21 protein-coding genes and 1 pseudogene are annotated in these 20,454 nt (G+C 64.0%); 11 read left to right on the top strand and 11 right to left on the bottom strand.

Annotated features, from left to right (window positions below):
- Positions 1-529: 529 nt before the first annotated feature.
- The 3 genes from EJ070_RS22805 to EJ070_RS22795 all read left to right on the top strand — a co-directional run bounded on the left by EJ070_RS22805 (position 530) and on the right by EJ070_RS22795 (position 2,350).
- A complete protein-coding gene (locus tag EJ070_RS22805) occupies positions 530-1,285 on the top strand; it encodes a copper homeostasis protein CutC (protein ID WP_245464646.1) in 756 nt (251 codons plus the stop codon).
- Positions 1,285-1,797 (top strand): GNAT family N-acetyltransferase, encoded by a 513-nt coding sequence (locus tag EJ070_RS22800; RefSeq protein WP_189350006.1) that lies wholly within the window; start codon positions 1,285-1,287, stop codon positions 1,795-1,797. The genes EJ070_RS22805 and EJ070_RS22800 overlap by 1 nt, the downstream gene beginning before the upstream one ends.
- Positions 1,798-1,864: 67 nt before the next feature.
- The gene (locus EJ070_RS22795; protein ID WP_126093368.1) at positions 1,865-2,350 is read left to right on the top strand and encodes an SRPBCC family protein; all 486 of its coding nucleotides are present in this window, start codon (positions 1,865-1,867) and stop codon (positions 2,348-2,350) included.
- 7 nt (positions 2,351-2,357) lie between these two features.
- Here the strand turns inward: EJ070_RS22795 and EJ070_RS37175 are convergent, their stop codons facing one another.
- From EJ070_RS37175 to EJ070_RS22775, 5 genes are all read right to left on the bottom strand, one after another.
- A complete protein-coding gene (locus tag EJ070_RS37175; protein ID WP_245464645.1) occupies positions 2,358-2,909 on the bottom strand; it encodes a hypothetical protein in 552 nt (183 codons plus the stop codon).
- Between the two features lie 5 nt (positions 2,910-2,914).
- Positions 2,915-3,388: an acyltransferase family protein gene (locus tag EJ070_RS37170; protein ID WP_245464644.1), complete on the bottom strand. Its 474-nt coding sequence runs from the start codon at positions 3,386-3,388 to the stop codon at positions 2,915-2,917.
- 205 nt (positions 3,389-3,593) lie between these two features.
- Positions 3,594-4,391, bottom strand: a complete 798-nt coding sequence (locus EJ070_RS22785; protein ID WP_126093367.1) for a xanthine dehydrogenase family protein subunit M — start codon at positions 4,389-4,391, stop codon at positions 3,594-3,596.
- Positions 4,392-4,508: 117 nt separating this feature from the next.
- Entirely contained in the window at positions 4,509-6,857 is a 2,349-nt protein-coding gene (locus EJ070_RS22780; RefSeq protein WP_126093366.1) for a xanthine dehydrogenase family protein molybdopterin-binding subunit, read from the bottom strand.
- Between the two features lie 126 nt (positions 6,858-6,983).
- Positions 6,984-7,484, bottom strand: coding sequence for a (2Fe-2S)-binding protein (locus tag EJ070_RS22775; RefSeq protein WP_126093365.1), 501 nt, complete (start codon positions 7,482-7,484; stop codon positions 6,984-6,986).
- Positions 7,485-7,870: 386 nt separating this feature from the next.
- On the opposite strand from EJ070_RS22775, the gene EJ070_RS22770 reads away from it, so the two are divergent.
- Together EJ070_RS22770 and EJ070_RS22765 are read left to right on the top strand one after the other, a co-directional pair.
- Positions 7,871-8,935: an FIST signal transduction protein gene (locus EJ070_RS22770; protein WP_245464643.1), complete on the top strand. Its 1,065-nt coding sequence runs from the start codon at positions 7,871-7,873 to the stop codon at positions 8,933-8,935.
- Positions 8,936-8,940: 5 nt separating this feature from the next.
- Positions 8,941-10,278, top strand: a complete 1,338-nt coding sequence (locus EJ070_RS22765; protein WP_126093363.1) for a hybrid sensor histidine kinase/response regulator — start codon at positions 8,941-8,943, stop codon at positions 10,276-10,278.
- 9 nt (positions 10,279-10,287) lie between these two features.
- Here EJ070_RS22765 and EJ070_RS22760 read toward each other — a convergent pair whose 3' ends face one another.
- Positions 10,288-10,971 carry a response regulator transcription factor gene (locus tag EJ070_RS22760; RefSeq protein WP_126093362.1) on the bottom strand — a complete coding sequence of 228 codons (684 nt, stop codon included), beginning with the start codon at positions 10,969-10,971 and terminating at the stop codon, positions 10,288-10,290.
- A gap of 206 nt (positions 10,972-11,177) precedes the next feature.
- On the opposite strand from EJ070_RS22760, the gene EJ070_RS22755 reads away from it, so the two are divergent.
- From EJ070_RS22755 to EJ070_RS22740, 4 genes are read left to right on the top strand one after another with little or no spacing between them, the layout of a single operon-like run.
- On the top strand, positions 11,178-11,876 hold the full coding sequence (locus EJ070_RS22755; protein WP_126093361.1) for a fumarylacetoacetate hydrolase family protein: 699 nt from the start codon (positions 11,178-11,180) through the stop codon (positions 11,874-11,876).
- A 4-nt stretch (positions 11,877-11,880) separates the two neighbouring features.
- Positions 11,881-12,531 (top strand): maleylacetoacetate isomerase, encoded by a 651-nt coding sequence (gene maiA, locus EJ070_RS22750; RefSeq protein WP_126093360.1) that lies wholly within the window; start codon positions 11,881-11,883, stop codon positions 12,529-12,531.
- Positions 12,521-13,000, top strand: a complete 480-nt coding sequence (locus EJ070_RS22745) for a DUF4262 domain-containing protein (RefSeq protein ID WP_126093359.1) — start codon at positions 12,521-12,523, stop codon at positions 12,998-13,000. The genes maiA and EJ070_RS22745 overlap by 11 nt, the downstream gene beginning before the upstream one ends.
- A 56-nt stretch (positions 13,001-13,056) precedes the next feature.
- Positions 13,057-14,097: a zinc-dependent alcohol dehydrogenase family protein gene (locus EJ070_RS22740; protein ID WP_126093358.1), complete on the top strand. Its 1,041-nt coding sequence runs from the start codon at positions 13,057-13,059 to the stop codon at positions 14,095-14,097.
- 9 nt (positions 14,098-14,106) lie between these two features.
- Here EJ070_RS22740 and EJ070_RS22735 read toward each other — a convergent pair whose 3' ends face one another.
- Complete coding sequence (locus EJ070_RS22735) at positions 14,107-14,970, bottom strand: DMT family transporter (protein WP_126093357.1); 864 nt, start codon at positions 14,968-14,970, stop codon at positions 14,107-14,109.
- Positions 14,971-15,072: 102 nt separating this feature from the next.
- On the opposite strand from EJ070_RS22735, the pseudogene EJ070_RS22730 reads away from it, so the two are divergent.
- Positions 15,073-16,502, top strand: a pseudogene (locus EJ070_RS22730) (PLP-dependent aminotransferase family protein).
- On the opposite strand, the gene EJ070_RS22725 reads toward EJ070_RS22730, so the two are convergent.
- The 3 genes from EJ070_RS22725 to EJ070_RS22715 all read right to left on the bottom strand — a co-directional run bounded on the left by EJ070_RS22725 (position 16,499) and on the right by EJ070_RS22715 (position 18,993).
- The gene (locus tag EJ070_RS22725) at positions 16,499-16,996 is read right to left on the bottom strand and encodes a MaoC family dehydratase (RefSeq protein ID WP_126093356.1); all 498 of its coding nucleotides are present in this window, start codon (positions 16,994-16,996) and stop codon (positions 16,499-16,501) included. The pseudogene EJ070_RS22730 and the gene EJ070_RS22725 overlap by 4 nt on opposite strands.
- 205 nt (positions 16,997-17,201) lie before the next feature.
- Complete coding sequence (locus EJ070_RS22720) at positions 17,202-17,630, bottom strand: phasin family protein (protein ID WP_126093355.1); 429 nt, start codon at positions 17,628-17,630, stop codon at positions 17,202-17,204.
- A gap of 67 nt (positions 17,631-17,697) precedes the next feature.
- On the bottom strand, positions 17,698-18,993 hold the full coding sequence (locus EJ070_RS22715; RefSeq protein ID WP_126093354.1) for a DUF445 domain-containing protein: 1,296 nt from the start codon (positions 18,991-18,993) through the stop codon (positions 17,698-17,700).
- Between the two features lie 211 nt (positions 18,994-19,204).
- Between EJ070_RS22715 and rirA the strand changes: the two genes are divergently transcribed.
- A complete protein-coding gene (rirA, locus tag EJ070_RS22710) occupies positions 19,205-19,666 on the top strand; it encodes an iron-responsive transcriptional regulator RirA (RefSeq protein WP_126093353.1) in 462 nt (153 codons plus the stop codon).
- On the opposite strand, the gene EJ070_RS22705 is transcribed toward rirA, so the two are convergent.
- Positions 19,663-20,451, bottom strand: coding sequence for a heme ABC transporter ATP-binding protein (locus tag EJ070_RS22705; RefSeq protein ID WP_126093352.1), 789 nt, complete (start codon positions 20,449-20,451; stop codon positions 19,663-19,665). The genes rirA and EJ070_RS22705 overlap by 4 nt on opposite strands.
- Positions 20,452-20,454: the final 3 nt, after the last annotated feature.

The raw sequence follows: 20,454 nt of genomic DNA, 5'->3' as shown, positions 1-20,454 counted from the left end.
CCACCACGCCGACGAGGGCTTGCGCGTATGCGTGAAGCTTGCGGGCAGCCTGCCGGTATTCGATCTCATCACCGCTGCAAACGGCCATGAACTGCGCCGCGAACTCCTGGGGGTTGTGGCGGGAGTTGCGAGCATGCCTTCCACGATCTTGGACATGTCGTGGTAGACGCGTTTCAGATCATTGTCGGAAATATCGAAGGAGATCGAATCCCTGAGCGCCTCCCAGCGCCGGAAGCCCGTCATGATCGGGCTTTCGTTCAAGTTTGCGGCGGAAGCCCTTTCCGTCGCGGCGGCTCCCATGGACGAAATGGAGACGATCGTGCCTGGCACGCTGCGTCTGGCCGTTTCATGAGATGTCATTTCCAAGTCCCCAAGGTTGAAGAAAAGCCAATCCGTATAGCCGGCGGCGCGATGCCGCATTGCTCTGCGTCAAATTCGACGACAGCCCGCGCTGGACCGATCGAAGCGGCTTCCGCGGCAATCGCCGCGATGCTAGGGCTGGTCTCTCTTGCAGGCTGGATGGATACTGGTGACCGACGCCCCAAAACCCCTGATCGAAATCTGCGTCGAGGGCATTGACGGCCTGCTCGCCGCTCAGGCCGCCGGCGCCGACCGGGTCGAGCTCTGCGCCAGCCTCGTCGAAGGCGGCATCACGCCGAGCCTCGGCACGGTGCGCGCCGCACTCGAACGCGCGACCATCCCTTTTCATGTCATCGTGCGTCCGCGCGGCGGCGATTTCCTCTACAGCGAGGCCGAATATCGGTCGATGCTTGCCGATGTCGGCGCCCTGCGCGATCTCGGCGTAGCCGGCGTCGTGGTCGGCTGCCTGACCGCTGACGGCGCCGTCGACGAGCTGCGCATGAGCGAGCTGACGCAGGCAGCCGGCCCGCTCAACGTCACCTGCCATCGCGCCTTCGACATGACGCGGGACCCAGCCGAGGCGCTCGAAGCGCTGATCCGCTGCAAGGTCGGCCGCGTGCTGACCAGCGGCCAGCGTGACACAGCGCTGGAAGGCGCCGATCTGCTCGCGCAGCTTGTTCGCCAGGCGGGCGGGCGCATCATCATCCTTGGCTGCGGCGCGCTGGCGCCCGACAATATCGGTGAAGTCCTGAGGCGAACGGCGCTGAGCGAAATGCATTTCGCCGCGCTTGCCGACGTGCCGAGCGCCATGCGCTACCGCAACCCGCATGTCGGCATGGGTGGCACCGACCTCGACCGTGAATATCGCACCACGGTGACCGACCAGACCCAGGTGGCGGCCACCATCGCGGCCGCGAGGGCCTGATGCCGGAAGAAACGATGTCGAAGGATCGGCTGCCGATCGAACGCGTCTCGCCTGCTGCCGAGGCCGCCATCCTTGCCCTCAACAACGAACATGCGGCCGAATTGTCCTGGCTGGAGCCGGAGCGGTTGTCGTTCCTTATCGGCCAGGCTTTCTACACGCGCCGCATCGGTGCTCTCGAAGCCTTCATCATGTGCTTCGATCAGAACGCCCGCTACGACAGCCCGAATTTTCTCTGGTTTCGCGAGCGTTATCCGCGCTTCGTCTATGTCGACCGGGTGGTTGTAGCGGCCGAGGCGCGCGGCCGCGGCCATGCCCGGCGCCTCTACGAGGATCTGTTCGACCATGCCCGGCGCGCCGGCCACACGATCGTCACCTGCGAGGTCAATGCCGATCCGCCGAACCCCGCCTCGGATGCCTTCCACGCCGCGCTTGGCTTTGCCGAGGTCGGCGATGCCGTGATTCATGGCGGCAAGAAGTCGGTGCGTTATTACGCCAAACCCATCACCGGCTGAACGGCCACTGGCCACCAAAACAAGCTGCAGCTAATGTGAGTGCTCCGCAGGCTGGGGGTGCGGCATCATGCCAAGCAACGTCTTCCGCTTCGACGAAAGCTGGGACATCCCGGAGGGGACGCCGCAGGAAGTGTGGGACGTATTGTCCGACGCCGAGTTGCTGCCGCTCTGGTGGGGCGACGCCTACAAGGAAGTCAAGCCCCTCGACAGGAAGGGCAAGGGTGTTGTCGGCTCGCGGGCCAGAGCCAGGGCGCGAGGCGCCCTGCCCTACGAGTTGAACTTCGTCATCGAGGCCGCCGAGCTCGAGCCAGGCCGTCTGGTGGTGGTGAAGACCTTCGGCGATTTCGACGGCCTGTGGCGGGCCGAATTGTCGCCGTCTGGAACCGGTACGCACGTCGACTTGATCTGGCAGGTCACGGTGGAGAGGCCGATCCTCAAACTCCTGGCGCCGTTGCTCAGGCCGGCATTCGCCTGGAACCACCGCTGGACCACGCCGCGCGGCGAAGCGGGGCTTCGGCGCTATCTCGCCGCGCGGAAGGGCAGCCAGGTCTGACCCACATTCACCAATTGCGGTTGAGCCAGCCTCGCGCCGGTTTTTCGACGATGTAGTAGCTCGCCAGCGCGCAGGCGAAGACCGCGGCCAGCATTGGGATCGGCGCGCTGTCCCGGTCATAGACGAATTTGTAGAAGGGCTGCTGCCAGAGATAGAGCGAATAGGACCACAGCCCGAGCATCACCATCGGCCGCGACGACAGCAATCCGGTCAGGTAACCGCCGGCGAAGTCGAGCGCGTTGACCGCAAGCGCCAGCAGCGGCACGCCGAGAATGTAATGCACAGGCGTCGGCACCGGATCGAGGAACAGCAGCACCGCGCCCGCGGCCGCCGCCAGCGCCACATGCTGGTTCCTCACGAAGGCCGGCAACCGTCCGTCGGCCTTGAGCAGGCAGATCGCGGCCGACAGCAGGATCGAAGCGATGTGCACGTCGGTGCGCCAGTAGCTGGTCTCGTAGTCCATGCCGAGAACCCAGTATGAGATGGCGCCGTTGGCCATTGCCAGCAATGACAATGCCACAAGCAGCCGCACGACATTGGCGCGCCCTGACACCACCACGCTGATCAGCGCCAGGATGACATAAGAATGCCCCGATGGCGAGCGACCAGAATGTGGCGAAGAAGGTCGAGCGCACCGGCGCGGTTAACGAGAATGCCGGCATAGTTATAGGTGAAGGTCAGCGCCGTCAGCGCCGCCTTCCACTTGAAGGCAATGAACGTGCCGGCGAGCCCGATCATTGCGGTGGCCACGAATACCAGCAGCGCCGGATAGATGCGCGAGAAGCGGCGCTTGAAGAATTTCTTCAGCGGAAAGCGTTCGATGAACAGTATCTCGCCCATCAGCCGACCGCTGAGCACGAAGAAGAACTCGACGCCGAGGACCCCGAGATTGATTCCCGGAACCGGGAAGAAGTGGCCGATCAGCACCAGCGCAATCGACAGGCCGCGCCAGCCGTCGAGATAGGCCAGCCTGGTTCGTGCCGCTTTGTCGGCTGCGGCCCGTGGCAGGGCGCCGGCCGTCGCGGAGATGTCGGTCATGCCGTCCCTTCGCAACTCGGAGGCCCCGGCACGGATAGCCGCGCCCGGGAACCGCTTCGTTTCCCGCCGCGCTTATTTTGCAATGCGGGATAATCTTGTGCAAGTGCGAAGGCATGAATTCTCAGGTAGCTCCTGCCAAGTAGCTGCAAATACAAAAGAAAAAGGGCCGCGACGGCCCCTCTCCTTTTCATCCAGGCAGCAGCGTTCAAGCGTTGGCAGCGGCCACCGCGCGCTTCGCCATCACCGCGATCAGATTGGCGCGGTAGTCGGCAGAGGCATGGATATCGCTCATCAGCCCCTTTGCCGGCACTTTCAGGCCGTCGAGCGCCGAGGCGTCGAATTTCTTCGCCAGCGCCGCCTCGATTTCCTTGGAGCGGAAGACGCCGTCGTCGCCGGCGCCGGTCACCGCGGCCCTGACCCCATCCTTGCCCTTGGTCACGAACACGCCGACGATCGCATAGCGCGAGGCCGGGTTGCGGAACTTTTGGTAGGCCGCCTTGGCAGGCGCGGTGAAGGTCACCGCCGTGATGATCTCGCCCTCCTTCAGCCCCGTCTCGAACAGGCCCTTGAAGAACTTGTCGGCCGCGATCTGGCGCTTGTTGGTGACGATGGTCGCTCCCAGCGCCAGCAGCGCCGCCGGATAGTCGGCCGCCGGATCGTTGTTGGCGATCGAGCCGCCGATCGTGCCCTTGTGACGCACCGCCGGATCGCCGATCAGCGAAGCCATATGGGCAAGCGCCGGACAGGCCTTCTTCAGCTTCTCGTCATTGGAAACGTCGTAATGCGTCGTCGCCGCTCCGATGGTGACCGTCTTGCCGGACACCTTGACGCCCTGCAGGTCCTTCAGCCGCGACACGTCGACCAGATCGGAAGGCGCCGCGAGCCGCGTCTTCATGGCGGGGATCAGCGTCATGCCGCCGGACAGAAGCTTGGCATCGCCGCTCTTCAACAGCTTGGCGGCCTCAGCGACAGAGGCGGCGCGATGGTAGTTGACCGAGTACATTTGTCTTCCTCCCTTCGGGGAAAGAGCGAATAGCGAGTAGCGAATAGCGAATAGGACCAATCCCTTCGCATCGCGCTTTCCCCTATTCGCTACTCCCTATTCCATATTCGCTTCATTTCAGTGCTTCTTGGCGCGGATCGCCGACCATACGGTCGACGGCGACGCCGGCATGGCGATATCGACGACGCCGAGCGCATCGGTGATGGCGTTGATCACCGCCGGCGGCGAACCGATCGCGCCGGCCTCGCCGCAACCCTTGATGCCGAGCGGATTGCCTGGGCACGGCGTGTTCGAGGTCGAGACCTTGAACGACGGCAGATCGTCGGCGCGCGGCATGGTGTAGTCCATGTAGCTCGCCGTCAGCAGTTGCCCGTTCGCGTCATAATGCGCGCCTTCCAGCAGCGCCTGGCCGACGCCTTGCGCGATACCGCCATGCACCTGCCCTTCGACGATCATCGGATTGATGATGTTGCCGAAATCGTCCGCCGCGACGAACTGGACGATCTCCGTCAGGCCGGTCTCCGGATCGATCTCGACCTCGCAGATGTAGCAGCCTGCCGGGAAGGTGAAGTTCGAGGGATCGTAGAACGCGGTTTCCTTCAAGCCGGGCTCCATGCCTGCCGGCAGATTGTGGGCGGTGTAGGCGGCAAGCGCCACCTGGAACCAGGGCAGGCTCTTGTCGGTGCCGGCAACCTTGACCTCGCCATTCTCGATGACGATGTCGCCCTCGTCGGCCTCGAGCAGATGGGCAGCGATCTTCTTCGCCTTGGCCTCGACCTTGTCGAGCGCCTTGGCGATGGCGGACATGCCGACGGCGCCGGAACGCGAACCGTAGGTGCCCATGCCCATCTGCACCTTGTCGGTATCGCCGTGGACGATCGAAACCGAATCGATCGGCACGCCGAAACGCTGGTTGACCAGCTGCGCGAAGGTCGTCTCATGGCCTTGGCCATGGCTGTGCGAGCCGGTCAGCACCTCGATGGTGCCGACGGCGTTGACGCGCACTTCCGCCGATTCCCAAAGGCCGACGCCGGCGCCGAGCGAACCGACCGCCGCCGACGGCGCGAGGCCGCAGGCCTCGATGTAGCAGCTCATGCCGATGCCGCGCAGCTTGCCGCGCTTGGCGGCATCCGCCTTTCGCTTGGTGAAGCCGGCATAGTCGGCCGCCTTCATCGCGGCGTCGAGCGAAGCGTTATAGTCGCCCGCGTCGTAGCTGAGGATTACCGGCGTCTGGTGCGGGAAGGAGGTGATGAAGTTCTTGCGCCTCAGCTCGGCGGGCGTCACGCCGAGCTCGCGCGCGGCCGTCTCCATCGTGCGTTCCAGAAGGTATGTGGCTTCCGGCCGCCCTGCCCCGCGATAGGCATCGACGGGGGCGGTGTTGGTGTAGACGGTGCGCACATTGGCGTGGATGGCCGGGATATCGTACTGGCCCGACAGCAGCGTGGCGTAGAGATAGGTCGGCACGCAGGACGAGAACAGCGACATATAGGCGCCGAGATTGGCTATCGTGTCGACTTTGAGCCCGGTGATCCGGTTGTCCTTGTCGAACGCCATTTCCACCATCGAGACATGATCGCGGCCATGCGCGTCGGCGAGGAAGCTTTCGGTGCGGTCGGCGACCCATTTGACGGGCACGCCGGTCTTCTTCGACGCCCAGAGGCAGACGATCTCCTCCGGATAGATGTAGATCTTGGAGCCGAAGCCGCCGCCGACATCCGGCGCAATGACGCGCAGCTTGTTCTCCGGCGCGACATTGTAGAAGGCGCTCATCACCAGCCGCGCGACATGCGGATTCTGCGACGTCGTCCAGCAGGTGTAGTGGTCCTCGGCCTTGTCGTAGTGGCCAAGCGCTGCCCTTGGCTCCATCGCATTCGGCACCAGCCGGTTGTTGACGATCTTCATGCGCGTGACATGTGCCGCCGACTTGATCGCGGCATCGGTTGCCTTGCCGTCGCCGATCTCCCAGTCGAAGATCAGATTGTTCTCGGCCTCGGCATGGATCTGCGGCGCGCCCGGCTGAAGCGCCTTGGTGGCATCGACCACAGCCTTCAGTTCCTTGTAGGTGATCTCGACCGCCTCCGCCGCATCGCGCGCCTGGCCCTTGGTGTCGGCAATGACGATGACGACGGCGTCGCCGACATAGCGCACCTTGTCGACGGCGAGCGGCGACCAGGCGCCCATCTTCATCGGCGAGCCGTCCTTGGAATGGATCATCCAGCCGCAGATCAGGTTGCCGATGCCGTCGGCCTTGAGTTCCTTGCCGGTCAGCACGCCGATGACGCCGGGCATGCCTTGAGCTTTCTTCACATCGATCTTCTTGATCTGCGCGTGCGCGTGCGGGCTGCGCACGAACGCGGCATGCTTCATGCCGGGAACCACCATATCGTCGACATAACGGCCGCCGCCGGTGATGAACCTCTTGTCTTCCTTGCGCGCCACGCGAGCGCCGACACCTTCGATACCCATTGCGGAAATTCCTCCCGTAAACAGCGAGTAGTGAGTAGCGAATAGCGAGTAGGGAACGATTGGAGTGGAGGCCGCCCAAACAGAGACCGGCTACTCGCTACTCCCTATTCGCTACTCGCTCGGGCCTCACGCAGCTTGCTTGGCCTTGCCCTTCGATCCCTTCGCCATCGCTTGCGATGCGGCGAGGATCGCCTTGACGATGTTGTGGTAGCCGGTGCAGCGGCAGATGTTGCCCTCAAGCTCGGAGCGCACGGTGGCCTCGTCGAGGCCTTCCGGATGGCGCGCGATCATGTCCGTCGCCGTCATGATCATGCCCGGCGTGCAGAAACCGCACTGCAGACCGTGATGCTCCCTGAAGGCTGCCTGCACCGGATGCAGATCGGCGCCGTTTGCCAGCCCCTCGATCGTCACGACGCTCGAACCCGAGGCCTGCGCCGCGAGCATCGTGCAGGACTTCACCGCCTTGCCGTCGACAAGCACGACGCAGGCTCCGCATTGCGAGGTGTCGCAACCGACATGCGTCCCGGTGAGACCGAGATTCTCCCGCAAGAAATAAACCAGAAGCGTTCGGTCTTCGGCAACGCCGCTGACTCGCTTTCCGTTTACCATCAACGATATGTCCGACATGAATCCTCCCTAGGTATTACCTTGGTAGTCCCGGCGCGGGTTATTGCCCGGCTGCCCCGGGCTATCCGCTATTCCTATACCGTATAATGCACCGGAAGAAGTGCCCCAAAGCGCCACGCTGCGAGAATGCAGTTCGTCCGAAACTCCGCATATTGTACTTTCGGTCATGCAGCACGAGGCCCGCCATTGCCAAAATGGCGGTTGAAGACAACAATGCCTTTCGACGCAAGCGGGCTGAACGCATACAAAAAAGCGTCGGAGGAAATGCAGGGAGGAAGTCGCTGGCCAACTCACGGACGCACTATGCTTGCGGCCTCTCGGCGCTCACCACGGATGAGCCCGACGCAACCGCCTTCGCCCGGATGGTCGCGGCGGAAGCCGTGGCCATGGACGCCGGCTTTGCGCTGCTTTTCTTTTCCCAGAGCCTCGTCGATGCGGCCGCCCTGTCGGAAGCGCTCAAGACATATGCACCCTCGCTTGACTATGCCGGCTGCTCGACCGCCGGTGAAATCACCCCTCAGGGCCTCGAGGAAGGCCATGTCCTTGCACTGCTGCTTCCTACCGCGTCCTTTTCGACGGCAAGCATCATGGTCGACAACCTCTCTTCGTCGAGCATGGACAGGATCACCGGCGAGGTGGCGGCGCTGAGACGTTCGCTTCGCGACCGTGTCGGGCAAGGGCGGGCCAAGGACACTTTCGCGCTCTGCTTTATCGACGGGCTGTCCTATGCCGAGGAAGCGGTGACCTCGGCCATCCACTGGGGGCTGGACGACATTCCGCTGATCGGCGGTTCGGCCGGCGACAACCTGAAATTCGAGACCACCAGTCTTATCTCGAACGGCAAGGTCGCTTCCGACAGCGCCATCGTCGTGCTGATCGCGACCGAGATCCCCTTCCACGTCTTCAAGACCGACAATTTCATTCCCACCGACGAGAAGCTGGTGGTCACTCAATCTGATCCCGATCACCGCATCGTGCGCGAATTCAACGCCACCAACGCCGCGGAGGAATATGCCGCCTCCGTCGGCATCGTGCCGGAGATGCTGACACCCTTAAGCTTTGCCTCGCACCCTGTCGTGGTGAAGGTGGGCGGCGAATATTACTGCCGCTCGATCCAGCGCATGCATGCCGACGGCTCGCTGTCATTCTTCTGCGCCATCGACGACGGCGTCGTTCTGTCCATCGCTCAGCCGAAGAACATGGTCGAAGCGACACGCGCCGCCCTGCAGGACGTCGAGCGCAAGCTCGGCGGCATCGACATGGTGCTCGGCTTCGACTGCGTGCTGCGCCGGCTCGACGCGCGCAACCGCCAGGTCTTCCGCGATATTTCCGAGCTCTACCGGACCAACAACGTCATCGGCTTCGGCACCTATGGCGAGCAGTACCGCTCGATGCATCTCAATCAGACCTTCACCGGCATCGCCTTTGGTGAGCGTCGGGCCGCCGAGTGACTGCCATGCCGCTTCGCGATATCGACGACCTCGAGAAGCTGAAGAAGATCAACGCCGCCCTGGTCAGCCGCGTCGAACGCTCGATGGACCAGCAGGTCAACGCCTTCTCTTTGTTCCAGACGGCGATTTCGCTGGAGAACCGGGTGCGCACCCGCACCGAGGAGTTGCACGCGACGCTGCACCGGCTCGAGCGGTCGAACATCGAGCTCAGCGCTGCTAAGGAAAACGCCGAGCAGGCGAATCTTTCCAAGACCAGGTTCCTCGCCGCCGCCAGCCACGACGTGCTGCAACCGCTCAACGCCGCGCATCTGTCGGTCTCGGCGCTCGCCGAAGTACAGACCAGCGAGGAAGGCAAGAAGCTGGTGCGCCAGGTCGAGCGCTCGCTGGAGACGATGGAAGACCTGCTGCGCACGCTGCTCGACATCTCCAAGCTCGACGCCGGCGTGGTCCAGCCCGAAATCAGCGATGTCAGCCTGGAGGCGTTGTTCTCCTCGCTGCGCTCGGACTTTCTTCCCGAAGCCGAAAAAAAAGGCCTGTCGCTAAAATTCCGGCCGGTCAATGTCGTCGTGCGCTCCGACCGCACGCTGCTGCGCCGCATCCTGCAGAACATCCTCTCAAATGCACTGCGCTATACCCGCTCGGGCGGCGTGCTGGTGGGCACCAGGCATCGCGGCGATACCATCCGCATCGATGTCGCCGACACCGGCTGCGGCATCCCCGACGACCAGCGCGAGGCAGTGTTCGAGGAGTTCCACCGCGGCATCTCCACGCTTGCCGATGGCGGACTGACGGGCGGGCTGGGCCTCGGCCTCGCCATCGTGCGTCGCATGGCGGCAGCACTTGGCCACCCCGTCACCTTTTCCTCGAAAGTCGGACGCGGAACGATCTTCCACATCGACGTGCCGATCGGCATGGCGCCAGCCGAGCCGGCCTCGACCGCCGCCGACATGGACCGGCCGCGCGGCTACGGCCTGTTCGGCACCAGGGTGCTGCTGGTCGAGAACGACACCGACGTGCTGAGCGCCATGACCTCGCTGCTCGAGCGCTGGCAGTGCCTGGTGCGCGCCGCGACCTCGACCGACGATGCGCTCGACCTCATCGGCGACACCGACTGGGTGCCCGACATCGTCATCGCCGACCAGCATCTCGACGGTGGCGATCTCGGCACCGCCACCATCGCCGAAGTGCGCGACTATCTGGGCCGGCCCGTGCCGGCGCTGATCGTCACCGCCGATGGCTCGGAGCTCGTCGCCAAAGCCGCCCGCGCCGCCGGCATCGAATTGATGCGCAAGCCGCTGAAGCCGGCACAGCTGCGCGCGCTATTGGCGCATCTGCTGGCTTAGAAATTACGCTCAAAACCCAGTCTGATCCCTGAACAGCTCCGTATTGTCCAGCTTCGACACCTCGATCACTGCCTGCGTGCGGCTGTAGACATTGAGCTTGCGCAAAATCTCCGAGACATGCGCCTTAACCGTAGTCTCGCCCACCTGCAGCTCATAGGCGATCTGCTTGTTCAGCATACCCTGGCGCAGCATCTGCAAAACCCTCAGTTGCTGCGGCGTCAGCGTCGCCAGCCGCTGCACCATGTCGGCGCGGTCGGTGCTGTCGGGGTCCGCCGGCTGTCCGCCATAGTTTTCCGGCACATAGACCGCGCCGTCCATCACCGAGCGGATGGCCGCGGCGAGATCGCTTTTCCTCGCCGATTTCGGGATGAAACCCGCGGCACCATAGGACAGCGCCTCGGAAATGATCTTCGGCTCCTCATAGCCCGACACGATCACCACCGGCAGGCGCGGATAGCGGGTCCTGAGCTGCAGCAGCCCTTCGAAGCCGTGCACGTCGGGCATGCTCAAGTCGAGCAGCGCCAGGTCGAACGGTTTTGCATCGGCGAGGAGATCGATCGCCTCCGCGATCGAGCGCGCCTCGACCGTATCGACGTCAGGATAGGCCATCTGCACGGCGCTATGCAGCGCCTCGCGAAACAGCGGGTGGTCATCGATGATCAGAAAGCGGGCGCGATCGCTGACGGGGGTCATTGCTCGGATTCAGGCATCGGTTCGATTTCGGTCGGCACAGGATAGTCCCGTCACCATGGTCAGATTATTGCCAAATAGTACATCGCCCGAAAGTCGCCTTGTCGGCAAAATAACAGGGCCAACGGTTTCATGATCGCCGTGCCTTGCCTGCTCGCCGAAATCGGCCGAATGTGCAGGCAGATTCACACTAAGGCAGAACCCAGCCGATGACAGACTTCGTCCTCCCGCCGCCAGCGATCGCCTCAGTCGCCATTGCCGGCTCGGGGGAGCGATTTGCCGTGCGTCGCATCTTCTGCGTCGGGCGCAATTACGCGGCACACGCGCGCGAGCTCGGCAATGACGAGCGCGACCCGCCCTTCTTCTTCACCAAGCCGGCCGACGCGGTGGTCGACAGCGGCGCCGAGATCCCCTACCCGCCATTGACCGCCAACCTCCACCACGAGATCGAGCTGGTCGTGGCGATCGGCAAAGCCGGCTTCCGCATTCCCCGCGGCGAGGCGCTCGCCCATGTCTGGGGCTACGGCGTCGGCGTCGACCTGACCCGCCGCGACCTGCAGGACCAGGCGAAGAAAGCCGCCCGCCCCTGGGACTGGTCGAAGGCTTTCGACCGCTCCGCGCCCTGCGGTCCGCTGGTCCCGGTCTCGAAGTCAGGCCATCCCGACAAGGGCCGTATCTGGCTCGCCGTCAACGGTGAGGTAAAACAGGACGGCGACCTCGCCGAGCTGATCTGGCCGGTCGCCGATGTCGTCTCGATCTGCAGCGAGGCGGTCGAGCTCCGGCCCGGCGACCTGATCTTCACCGGCACGCCGGCTGGCGTCGGCGCGGTTCAAGCAGGCGACAAGATCACCGGCGGCGTCGACGGCATAGGCGCCATTGAGGTGGCCATCGGCCAGCCGAGACCGTGATCCGATGAGCGACCTCGTCCTCCACAACTACTATCGCTCCTCCACCTCCTACCGGGTGCGGATCGCGCTGGAGATGAAGGGGCTGAGCTACACCTATGTGCCGCATCACCTGCGCCATGGCGAGCATCTCGAGCCGGCCTATCTCGCGGTCAATCCGCAAGGCCTGGTGCCGGCGCTGGTGCTGGACGACGGAACGCTGCTGACGCAATCACTGGCGATCATCGAATATCTCGACGAGATCGCGCCAGAGCCGCCGCTGCTGCCGAAGGATGCGCTGGGCCGGGCGCGGGTCAGGATGCTGGCGCAGATGATCGCCTGCGACATCCATCCGGTGAACAATCTGCGCGTGCTCACCTCGCTGCGCACCCTGTTCGGCGCCGGCGACGAGGATGTCGTGAACTGGTTCCGGCACTGGGTGAACGAAGGCTTCCAGCCGCTCGAGAAGATTTTGGCTTCGTCGCCTCAGACCGGCACCTTCTGCCATGGCGAGACGCCCGGACTGGCCGATATCTGCCTCGCCGCCCAGGTCACCAACAACGCCCGCTTCGGCGTCGACATGACGCCCTACCCGGTGATCTCGCGCATCCACGCCGCCTGCATGGCGCTGCCGGCGTTCCAGAAGGCGGCACCGCAGAACCAGATCGATGCCGAATAGAGAAGCCACAGACCCGGACGAAGCAAAGACGCTCGCCGACATTGAAGCGTATGGCTGCCACATCCTGTATGTCTTGGCAGAAGACGAGCTTCCGCCTTTCGCCTACTCGGTGGGGATAGAGCACAATTTCAAGGCTCCCGAATTGGTCATCATCGGGCTGAAACCGGAGCTTTCCCAAAGTATCATCAACGAGTATTGCCGGCGGGTGCGAAACGGCGAAACGTTCAGCATCGGACAGCGAGCGTCAGGTTTCCTGGGCGGCGGCTTCGACTGTCAGTTCGGCTCCGTCCATCCGGACCAATATCCCGAACATTTCGGTTGGGACATCTGGTTCTACGACGGTCCGGATTTCCGCGTCATGCAACTCGTGTATCCGAATACCTCGGGCATTTGGCCCTGGGACGCCGAAGCCGACGAGTGGTTCCGCAAGCGGCAGCCACTGCTCGACCAACCGCCATCGCCAACTTAGTTACGGACCGCCCAAACCCGCACTGTCTTTTGAATTGAACATATGAAAGCACTCCCATGAAAGCTGTCGTCTTCGAAAAATTCGGCGAGGCGCCGACGATCCAGACCGTGCCCGACCCGAAGCCGGCAGCGGATGGCGTCGTCATCAAGGTCGAGGCGACCGGCCTCTGCCGCAGCGACTGGCATGGCTGGATGGGCCATGACGACGGCATCACGCTGCCGCATGTTCCGGGACATGAACTGGCGGGCGTCGTCGTCGCCGCCGGCAAGCAGGTCAGCCGCTGGAAAGCCGGTGACCGCGTCACCGTGCCCTTCGCCGTCGGCTGCGGCCGCTGCTTCGAATGCACCTCCGGCAACCATCAGGTCTGCGAGCACCAGACCCAGCCGGGCTTCACTGGCTGGGGCTCGTTCGCCGAATATGTCGGCATCGAGCATGCCGACACCAATCTCGTGCGCCTGCCGGACGAAATGGAATTCGCCACCGCCGCCAGCCTCGGCTGCCGTTTCGTCACCTCGTTCCGCGCCATCGTCGACCAGGGCCGGGTGACGCCGGGCGAATGGGTGGCGGTGCATGGCTGCGGCGGCGTCGGCCTTTCCGCCATCATGATCGCCAGCGCCATGGGCGCCAATGTCATCGCCATCGACCTCACGGATGAGAAGCTGGAGTTTGCCAAGAAGATCGGCGCGGTGGCGACGATCAATGCCTCGACGACGCCCAATGTGGTCAAGGCGGTCAAGCAGATCACCAATGGCGGCGCGCATATGTCGATGGACGCGCTCGGCCACCCGACCACCTCGTTCAACTCGATCGCCAATCTGCGCCGGCGCGGCCGCCACGTTCAGGTCGGGCTGATGCTGGGCGAACATGCCCGCCCGCAGATACCAATGGACAAGGTGATCGCCTTCGAGCTCGAAATCCGCGGCAGCCACGGCATGCAGGCCTACCGCTATTCAGCGATGATGGAGATGATCCGAACCGGCAAGCTGAAGCCCGAGTTGCTGGTTGGCAAGAGGATCAGCCTCGAGGAAGCGCCCGCCGCGTTGATGGCGATGGGCGGTTTTGAAGGCATCGGCATCGGCGTGGTGACGAAGTTTTGAGTAGACCTTCTACCGCGCAAACTTCTTCGCCCCGAACACGCAGGCCACCACGCCAAGCGTGACGACCACCATCAGCGGGCTCACCTGTTCGTGCAGCAGCGTCGCCGCCAGCGCCAAGCCGAAGAAGGGCTGCAGCAATTGCAACTGCCCGACGGCGGCGATGCCGCCCTGCGCCAGGCCGCGATACCAGAACACGAAGCCGATCACCATGCTGAACAGCGAGACATAAGCGAGGCCGATCCAGGCGCCGGAGCCGACGCCGGCGAAGGACGGCGGCAGCGTCGCAAAAGTCAACGCCAGCATGACCGGCAGCGACAGCGCCAGCGCCCAGCAGATCACCTGCCAGCCGCCGAGCTTGCGCGACAGCGCCGCTCCTTCGGCGTAGCCCAACCCGCAGGCAACGACGGCGGCAAGCATTAACCCGTCGCCGACCGGTGACGCGGTCACGCCTTGCGTCAGGGCAAAACCCGCGACGAGCGCGCTGCCCAGGCATGAGAACAGCCAGAAAGCCGGGCGCGGAGGGTCGCCGCCGCGCAGCACGCCGAAGATTGCGGTCGCCAGCGGCAGCAGGCCGACGAAGATGATGGAATGCGCGGCGGTGACATGTTTGAGCTCCAGCGCCGTGAGCAACGGGAAGCCGACCACGACTCCAAGCGCGACGACGACGAGCGAAACCAGGTCCCCTCGCTCCGGGCGCTTCTCGCGGAACAGGAGCAGCATCGCGATCCCGAGCAGGCCGGCGATCGCCGCCCGGGCCGACGTCAGGAAGGTCGGGTCGAAATCCAGCACCGCCATACGCGTCGCCGGCAGCGACCCGCTGAAGATCAGCACGCCGATGAAGCCGCTGAGCCAGCCGTTGAAACTCTTGTCCATCATCCGCTCCGTTTGCGCTTCCGTATCGGGGCGGCGCATGGTGTTACCAGAGACAATGGAGTACAATTTCGCAAAACTGTAATGGTCTGCGGGGAAGTACAGATGGACAGGCCTGACCCGAATGCAGGCGGCCGAACGCTCGTCGAAACGGTCATGTCGGCCATCCGGCAGCGGATCGCGGCGCGCGTCCTGACGCCTGGCGCGCGCCTGCCGTCGATCCGCGCCTTCGCCGGCATCATGCAGGTGTCGAAGTCGACGGTGGTCGAGGCCTACGAAAGGCTCGCGGCGGAAGGCATGATCCGCTCGCGGCCCGGTTCCGGCTTCTATGCCGCCGGCCCGCTCGCGCCGCTGTCGCTGGCCGAGATCGGCCCGCGCCTCGACCGCGCCGTCGATCCGCTCTGGGTCTCGCGGCAGTCGCTGGAGGCGGGCGGCGAGACGCTGAAACCCGGCTGCGGCTGGCTGCCGGCCTCCTGGATGCCGCAGGCCTCCTTGCGCCGGGCTTTGCGCGGCGCCGCCCGAACCGACGATGCAGCGCTCGCCGATTACGGCACGCCGCTCGGACTGCCGGCGCTGCGGCAGTTGCTGCCCGCCGCCTCTCGGCGCACGGTGTCGAGGCTTCGCCCGACCAGATCATGCTCACCGAATCCGGAACACAGGCGATCGACCTGTTGTGCCGCTTCCTGCTCGAGCCGGGCGACACGGTACTGGTCGACGATCCATGCTATTTCAATTTCCATGCGCTTCTGCGCGCCCATCGGGCCAAGGTGGTCGGTGTCCCCATGACGCCTTCGGGGCCCGACATCGATCTTTTCGCGCAAGCGCTCGCCGAGCACCGGCCGCGCCTCTACATCACCAACTCCGCGCTTCACAATCCGACCGGCGCGGCGCTCTCGCCGGTCGTTGCGCACCGGCTTCTCAAGCTCGCCGATCAGTCGGACCTCGCCATCATCGAAGACGATATCTTCGCCGATTTCGAGCACACGCCGGCACCACGGCTGGCGGCCTTTGACGGCCTCGGCCGCGTCGTCCAGATCGGCTCCTTCTCCAAGACGCTTTCGGCTTCGGTGCGTTGCGGCTTCATCGCCGCGCCACGTGACTGGATGGAAGGGCTGATCGACCTCAAGATCGCCACCTCTTTCGGCGGCGGGCGGCTCTCCTCCGAACTGGTGCTGACCCTGCTGAAGGACGGCAGTTACCGCAAGCATGTCGAACAACTGCGCGCCCGCCTGGCCAGCGCCATGGCCGAAACCGCCGGCAAGCTGACAGCGATGGGCATCACGCCCTGGATCGACCAGCCCACAGGCATGTTCCTATGGTGCCGCCTGCCCGACGGCATCGACGCCGCCGACATCGCTCGTCACGCCCTGGCGGAAAATGTCGTGCTGGCGCCCGGCAATGCCTTCAGCCTGTCGCATACCGCCGGCCGGTTCATGCGCTTCAACGTCGCCCAATGCGGGGATGAACGCATTTTCAGGGCGCTCGAAAAAGCGATGGCAAAGGGAGGAAATGCGCCCCTGGACAGCGCTGCTTAGGTTGCTGCCCGCTTGCGGCGCTCATACATCATCACCAGCGTCTCGGCGGTCAGCGCTGGCTTCTGCTCGCCTTCGATCTCGACGGTGTTCGCGGCCTTCATCAGATACTGGCCGGGGCCGCGGTCCTCCATGGAAAGCAGCGTCGTGCGCAGCCTGATGCGCGCGCCGGATTTCACCGGCGCAAGGAAGCGCACCTTGTCGAAGCCATAGTTGAAAGCGGCTTGCGTGTTTTCCGGCACGATGCCCATCTCCAGCGCCAGCGCCCCGATGATCGACAGCGTCAGGTAGCCATGCGCGATCGTCGTGCGGAACGGGCTCTGCCGTTTGGCGCGTTCGGGATCGACATGGATCCACTGATGGTCGCCCGTGCATTCGGCGAACTGGTCGATGCGCTGCTGGTCGACCGTCGTCCAGTCCGACACGCCGACCTCCTGGCCGGCCATTGTGCGCAACTGCTCGAAGGTCGGCGGCGTTCTCGGCCGATTTTCCGTCATTCCTGCTTTCCCGGTGGCTCCCTGCCCGTCTCCCGACCACGAACCGGCGGCTCCTGTCAATTCGCGGCGCCCCGATTTCGTTCCCAGATGGGATTTCGCTCATAGAGTTGACGGTTTTACGGCAGGCAGAGACCGTGTAGCCGCGCCCGTCGGTTGTTCAACTGCCTGAATCGATGCGGAAAACTGGAACAGGTATGCCAGATGTTCACTTCTTGTCATAGCCGGCGCGGATTTCCGCCATTGCATCCTTGATCCTGTCGCGCAGGATTTCGATCGATTCGGTGCCCGACTTCTTGACGATCTCGGCCACCTCGCCGGCATTCTTCAGCGTCGTCTCGAAGGATTTCCTGGCGAATTCCACCTGCTTCGTCATCAACTCCTGCGGATGGCCCGGAACCTGGTAGTTCTGCGCCATCCGGGTGATTTCGCTGAGCGCGTCCTGCACCATCTCGCGCTGCCGCGACAAAACCGAGGACGCGCCGGCAGCACCTGCCCTGGCCGACTTTTCAAGAGCCTCGAGATTCTTGCGGTGGTGATCGAGGATTGCCTGAACGTCGACATTCGGCAGCTTCAGGTCGCGGCCGAATTTGCTGAACATATCCAGGAAAGAGTCGGATTCCGGTCGTTTCGCCATATCATCGCCTCCCGATCAGCCGCGCTTGCGGCGCCCTAAGGAGAGAATAGTGCACGGCCGGCCCGCGTCAATTGACGAGAAACAGCCGCTCCGCCGTGTAAAGCACCAAACCGGCCAAGCCGCCGATCACCATGCCGTTGAAGCGGATATATTGCAGGTCCTTGCCGATGTTCATCTCGATCAGCCGCGTCAACTGGGCCAGATCCCAGCGCTTGACCTGGTCGGCGATGAATTTCGACACACCGCTCTTCTGGCTCTCGACGAACGAAGCGAGCGCGACGACGAAGCCCTGGTTCATGTCGGCCCTGATCTGCGCATCGTCGGCCAGATGCCGGCCGACCTCGACGAACATATTGGCAAGATGCTCGCGGATCGCCGAATTCGGCGCGTTGGCGTCCTGCTCGATGAACAGGCGCAGACTGGCCCACGTGTCTCCGGCCAGCGCCCTGACTTCCGGACGGCCAAGGAAATCGCGCTTCAGCTTCTCGGCACGCCTTGCATATTGCTTGGACGTCCGCAGCCGTTCGATGAACGCAAACGCGAAACGGTCGAATTCGGCGCGCATCGGATGATCGGGATCGGCCCGCACCTCCTCGAGCAGCGACCCCGCGGAAGCGACGATCTTCTTCAACAGATAGGCATCGGCGCGGAACAGGTTGAACAGCGACGGTAATTCCTCGCGGATCTTTTCGCGCATCGCCGCCAGGGCCTTCTCGTCATTCAGGAAACGCCCGACCACCCTGATGAACTCGTCGAACAGCCTTTGATGGCGGCGGTCGTCGATGAGCGCCGACAGCAGCTCCGCGGCTAAAGGCGCCAGCGGCACCTTTTCTATCTGCTCCAGCAAGCGGCTGGTGACGAAGTCGCGCAACCCGGACTGCTCCACCGCGGCAAGCGTCTGCGGCACCAGCCGCGCGACGAATCGCGACAACCCCGCTGCGCGTTCGGTATCGGCAAGCCAGTCGGCGACGAGACCGGCAAAATCGACCTCGGCGAGTTTTTCCCGCACCGGCTCCGGCGCGAGGAAATTGGCTTCGATGAAACGGCCGAGATTGTCGGCGATGCGGTGCTGGTTCTCCGGGATGATGGCGGTGTGCGGGATCGGCAGGCCAAGCGGCCGCTTGAAGAGCGCCACGACGGCATACCAGTCGGCCAGGCCGCCGATTGTCGCCGCCTCGGCAAAGGCGGCGACGAAACCGAGCCATGGATGGCTGCCCTGGAAAGACGTGGCGAGCCCAAAGACAAGGATGCATAGGCCAAGCGCCGCGGCGGCGATGAACTTGATCCGCCGCAACGCCGAGAGCTTTGCCTGCGCGTCGGCGTCGAATCGAACCGGCGCGAGGGCTGGAGCTGATTGTGACATGAAAAGGCCGTTCCCTATTTGCACCCGAATTTATCTAGTGCCTGCGCCGGCGAATCGCTCGTTCAAAGCGTATTGGGGCGTACTGGGTTGCCATATGCGCCGACGTGCACAAAAAGTTGACAAGATTATTCAGCTATGTACCCCTCCAGTCTGGAATTGTTCCAAACTATGGGCCATATTCGGTCCAAGCTAATGTTTTCGCGAGGATACCATGCGGCTCACGCGCCAAACCAACTACGCGATGCGCATCCTGATGTATTGCGCCGCGAACACCGACAGGTTGAGCCGTATCCCTGAGATCGCCGCCGCCTATTCGGTTTCGGAGCTGTTCCTGTTCAAGATCCTCCAGCCGCTAGTCGAGGCCGGCCTGGTCGAGACGGTGCGCGGCCGCAACGGCGGCGTGAGACTCGGCCGCCCGGCGGAGCAGATCAGCCTGTTCGATGTCGTGCGCGTCACCGAAGAGAGCTTTGCCATGGCCGAATGCTTCGAGAACGACGCCGCCGAATGCCCTCTGGTCGATAGCTGCGCGCTGAATTCGGCGCTGCGCGAAGCGCTCAACGCCTTCTTCGCCGTGCTCTCCCGCTACACGATCGCCGATCTCATCGCCGCACGCCCGAGCGTGCGCCATCTGCTCGGCATCGACCTCTTGGAGCAGCGCGCCCCGGCTGCCTAAGCGGCCGATTGCGGCAGCACGAACGGCATGTTCGCCGAAGGCAGCACGCCAACCTTGAGGCGGCAGTCGAACACCTTCTCGATCAATTCGTCTTTCAGCACGTTCGCTGGCGTGCCGGCAGCCGCCAGTTGGCCGTGATGCAGCACGAAAATCTGGTCGGCATACATGGCCGTCAGGTTGAGGTCGTGCAGGATCGCCACCACGCCGCCGCCGCGGCGGGCGAAATCGCGCGCGATGTTCATGATGATCAACTGGTGCTTGACGTCGAGGCTGGAGACCGGCTCGTCGAGGAAGAGATAGCGCGGCCTGCCCTCCAGCACCGGCGCCCAGACCTGGCACAGCACGCGAGCGAGTTGTACGCGCTGCTGCTCGCCCCCGGAAAGCTCCTGATAAAAACGGCCGGCAAAGCCGTCGAGATCGACGCGCGCCAGCGCCCGCTCGGGCAGGCGCGCATCCTCGCCGGGCAGCACGCCCGAACGACCGCCGATCAGGCCGAGACGAACGATCTCGCGCACGGTGAAGGGAAATGACAGCGAGGTCGACTGCGGCAGCACGGCGCGCAGCGTTGCCGCTTCGACCGGCTTCATGGTCGATAGATCGCGGCCGTTGAGCGTGACAGCGCCGGTATAGGCGAGCTCGCCCGTCAGCGCCTTGAGCAGCGTCGTCTTGCCCGACCCGTTCGGTCCGACGATTGCCGTCACCTCGCCCGGCAGCGCCGCGAAATCGACATGGGATACGATGTGCTTGTTGCCGACCGCCACGGAGATGTCGCGTGCTTCGATCATGGA

It is taken from the genome of Mesorhizobium sp. M1E.F.Ca.ET.045.02.1.1, from assembly GCF_003952485.1.
In the GTDB taxonomy this organism is placed as follows: domain Bacteria; phylum Pseudomonadota; class Alphaproteobacteria; order Rhizobiales; family Rhizobiaceae; genus Mesorhizobium.
This window is presented reverse-complemented; position numbering and strand designations above follow the sequence as displayed.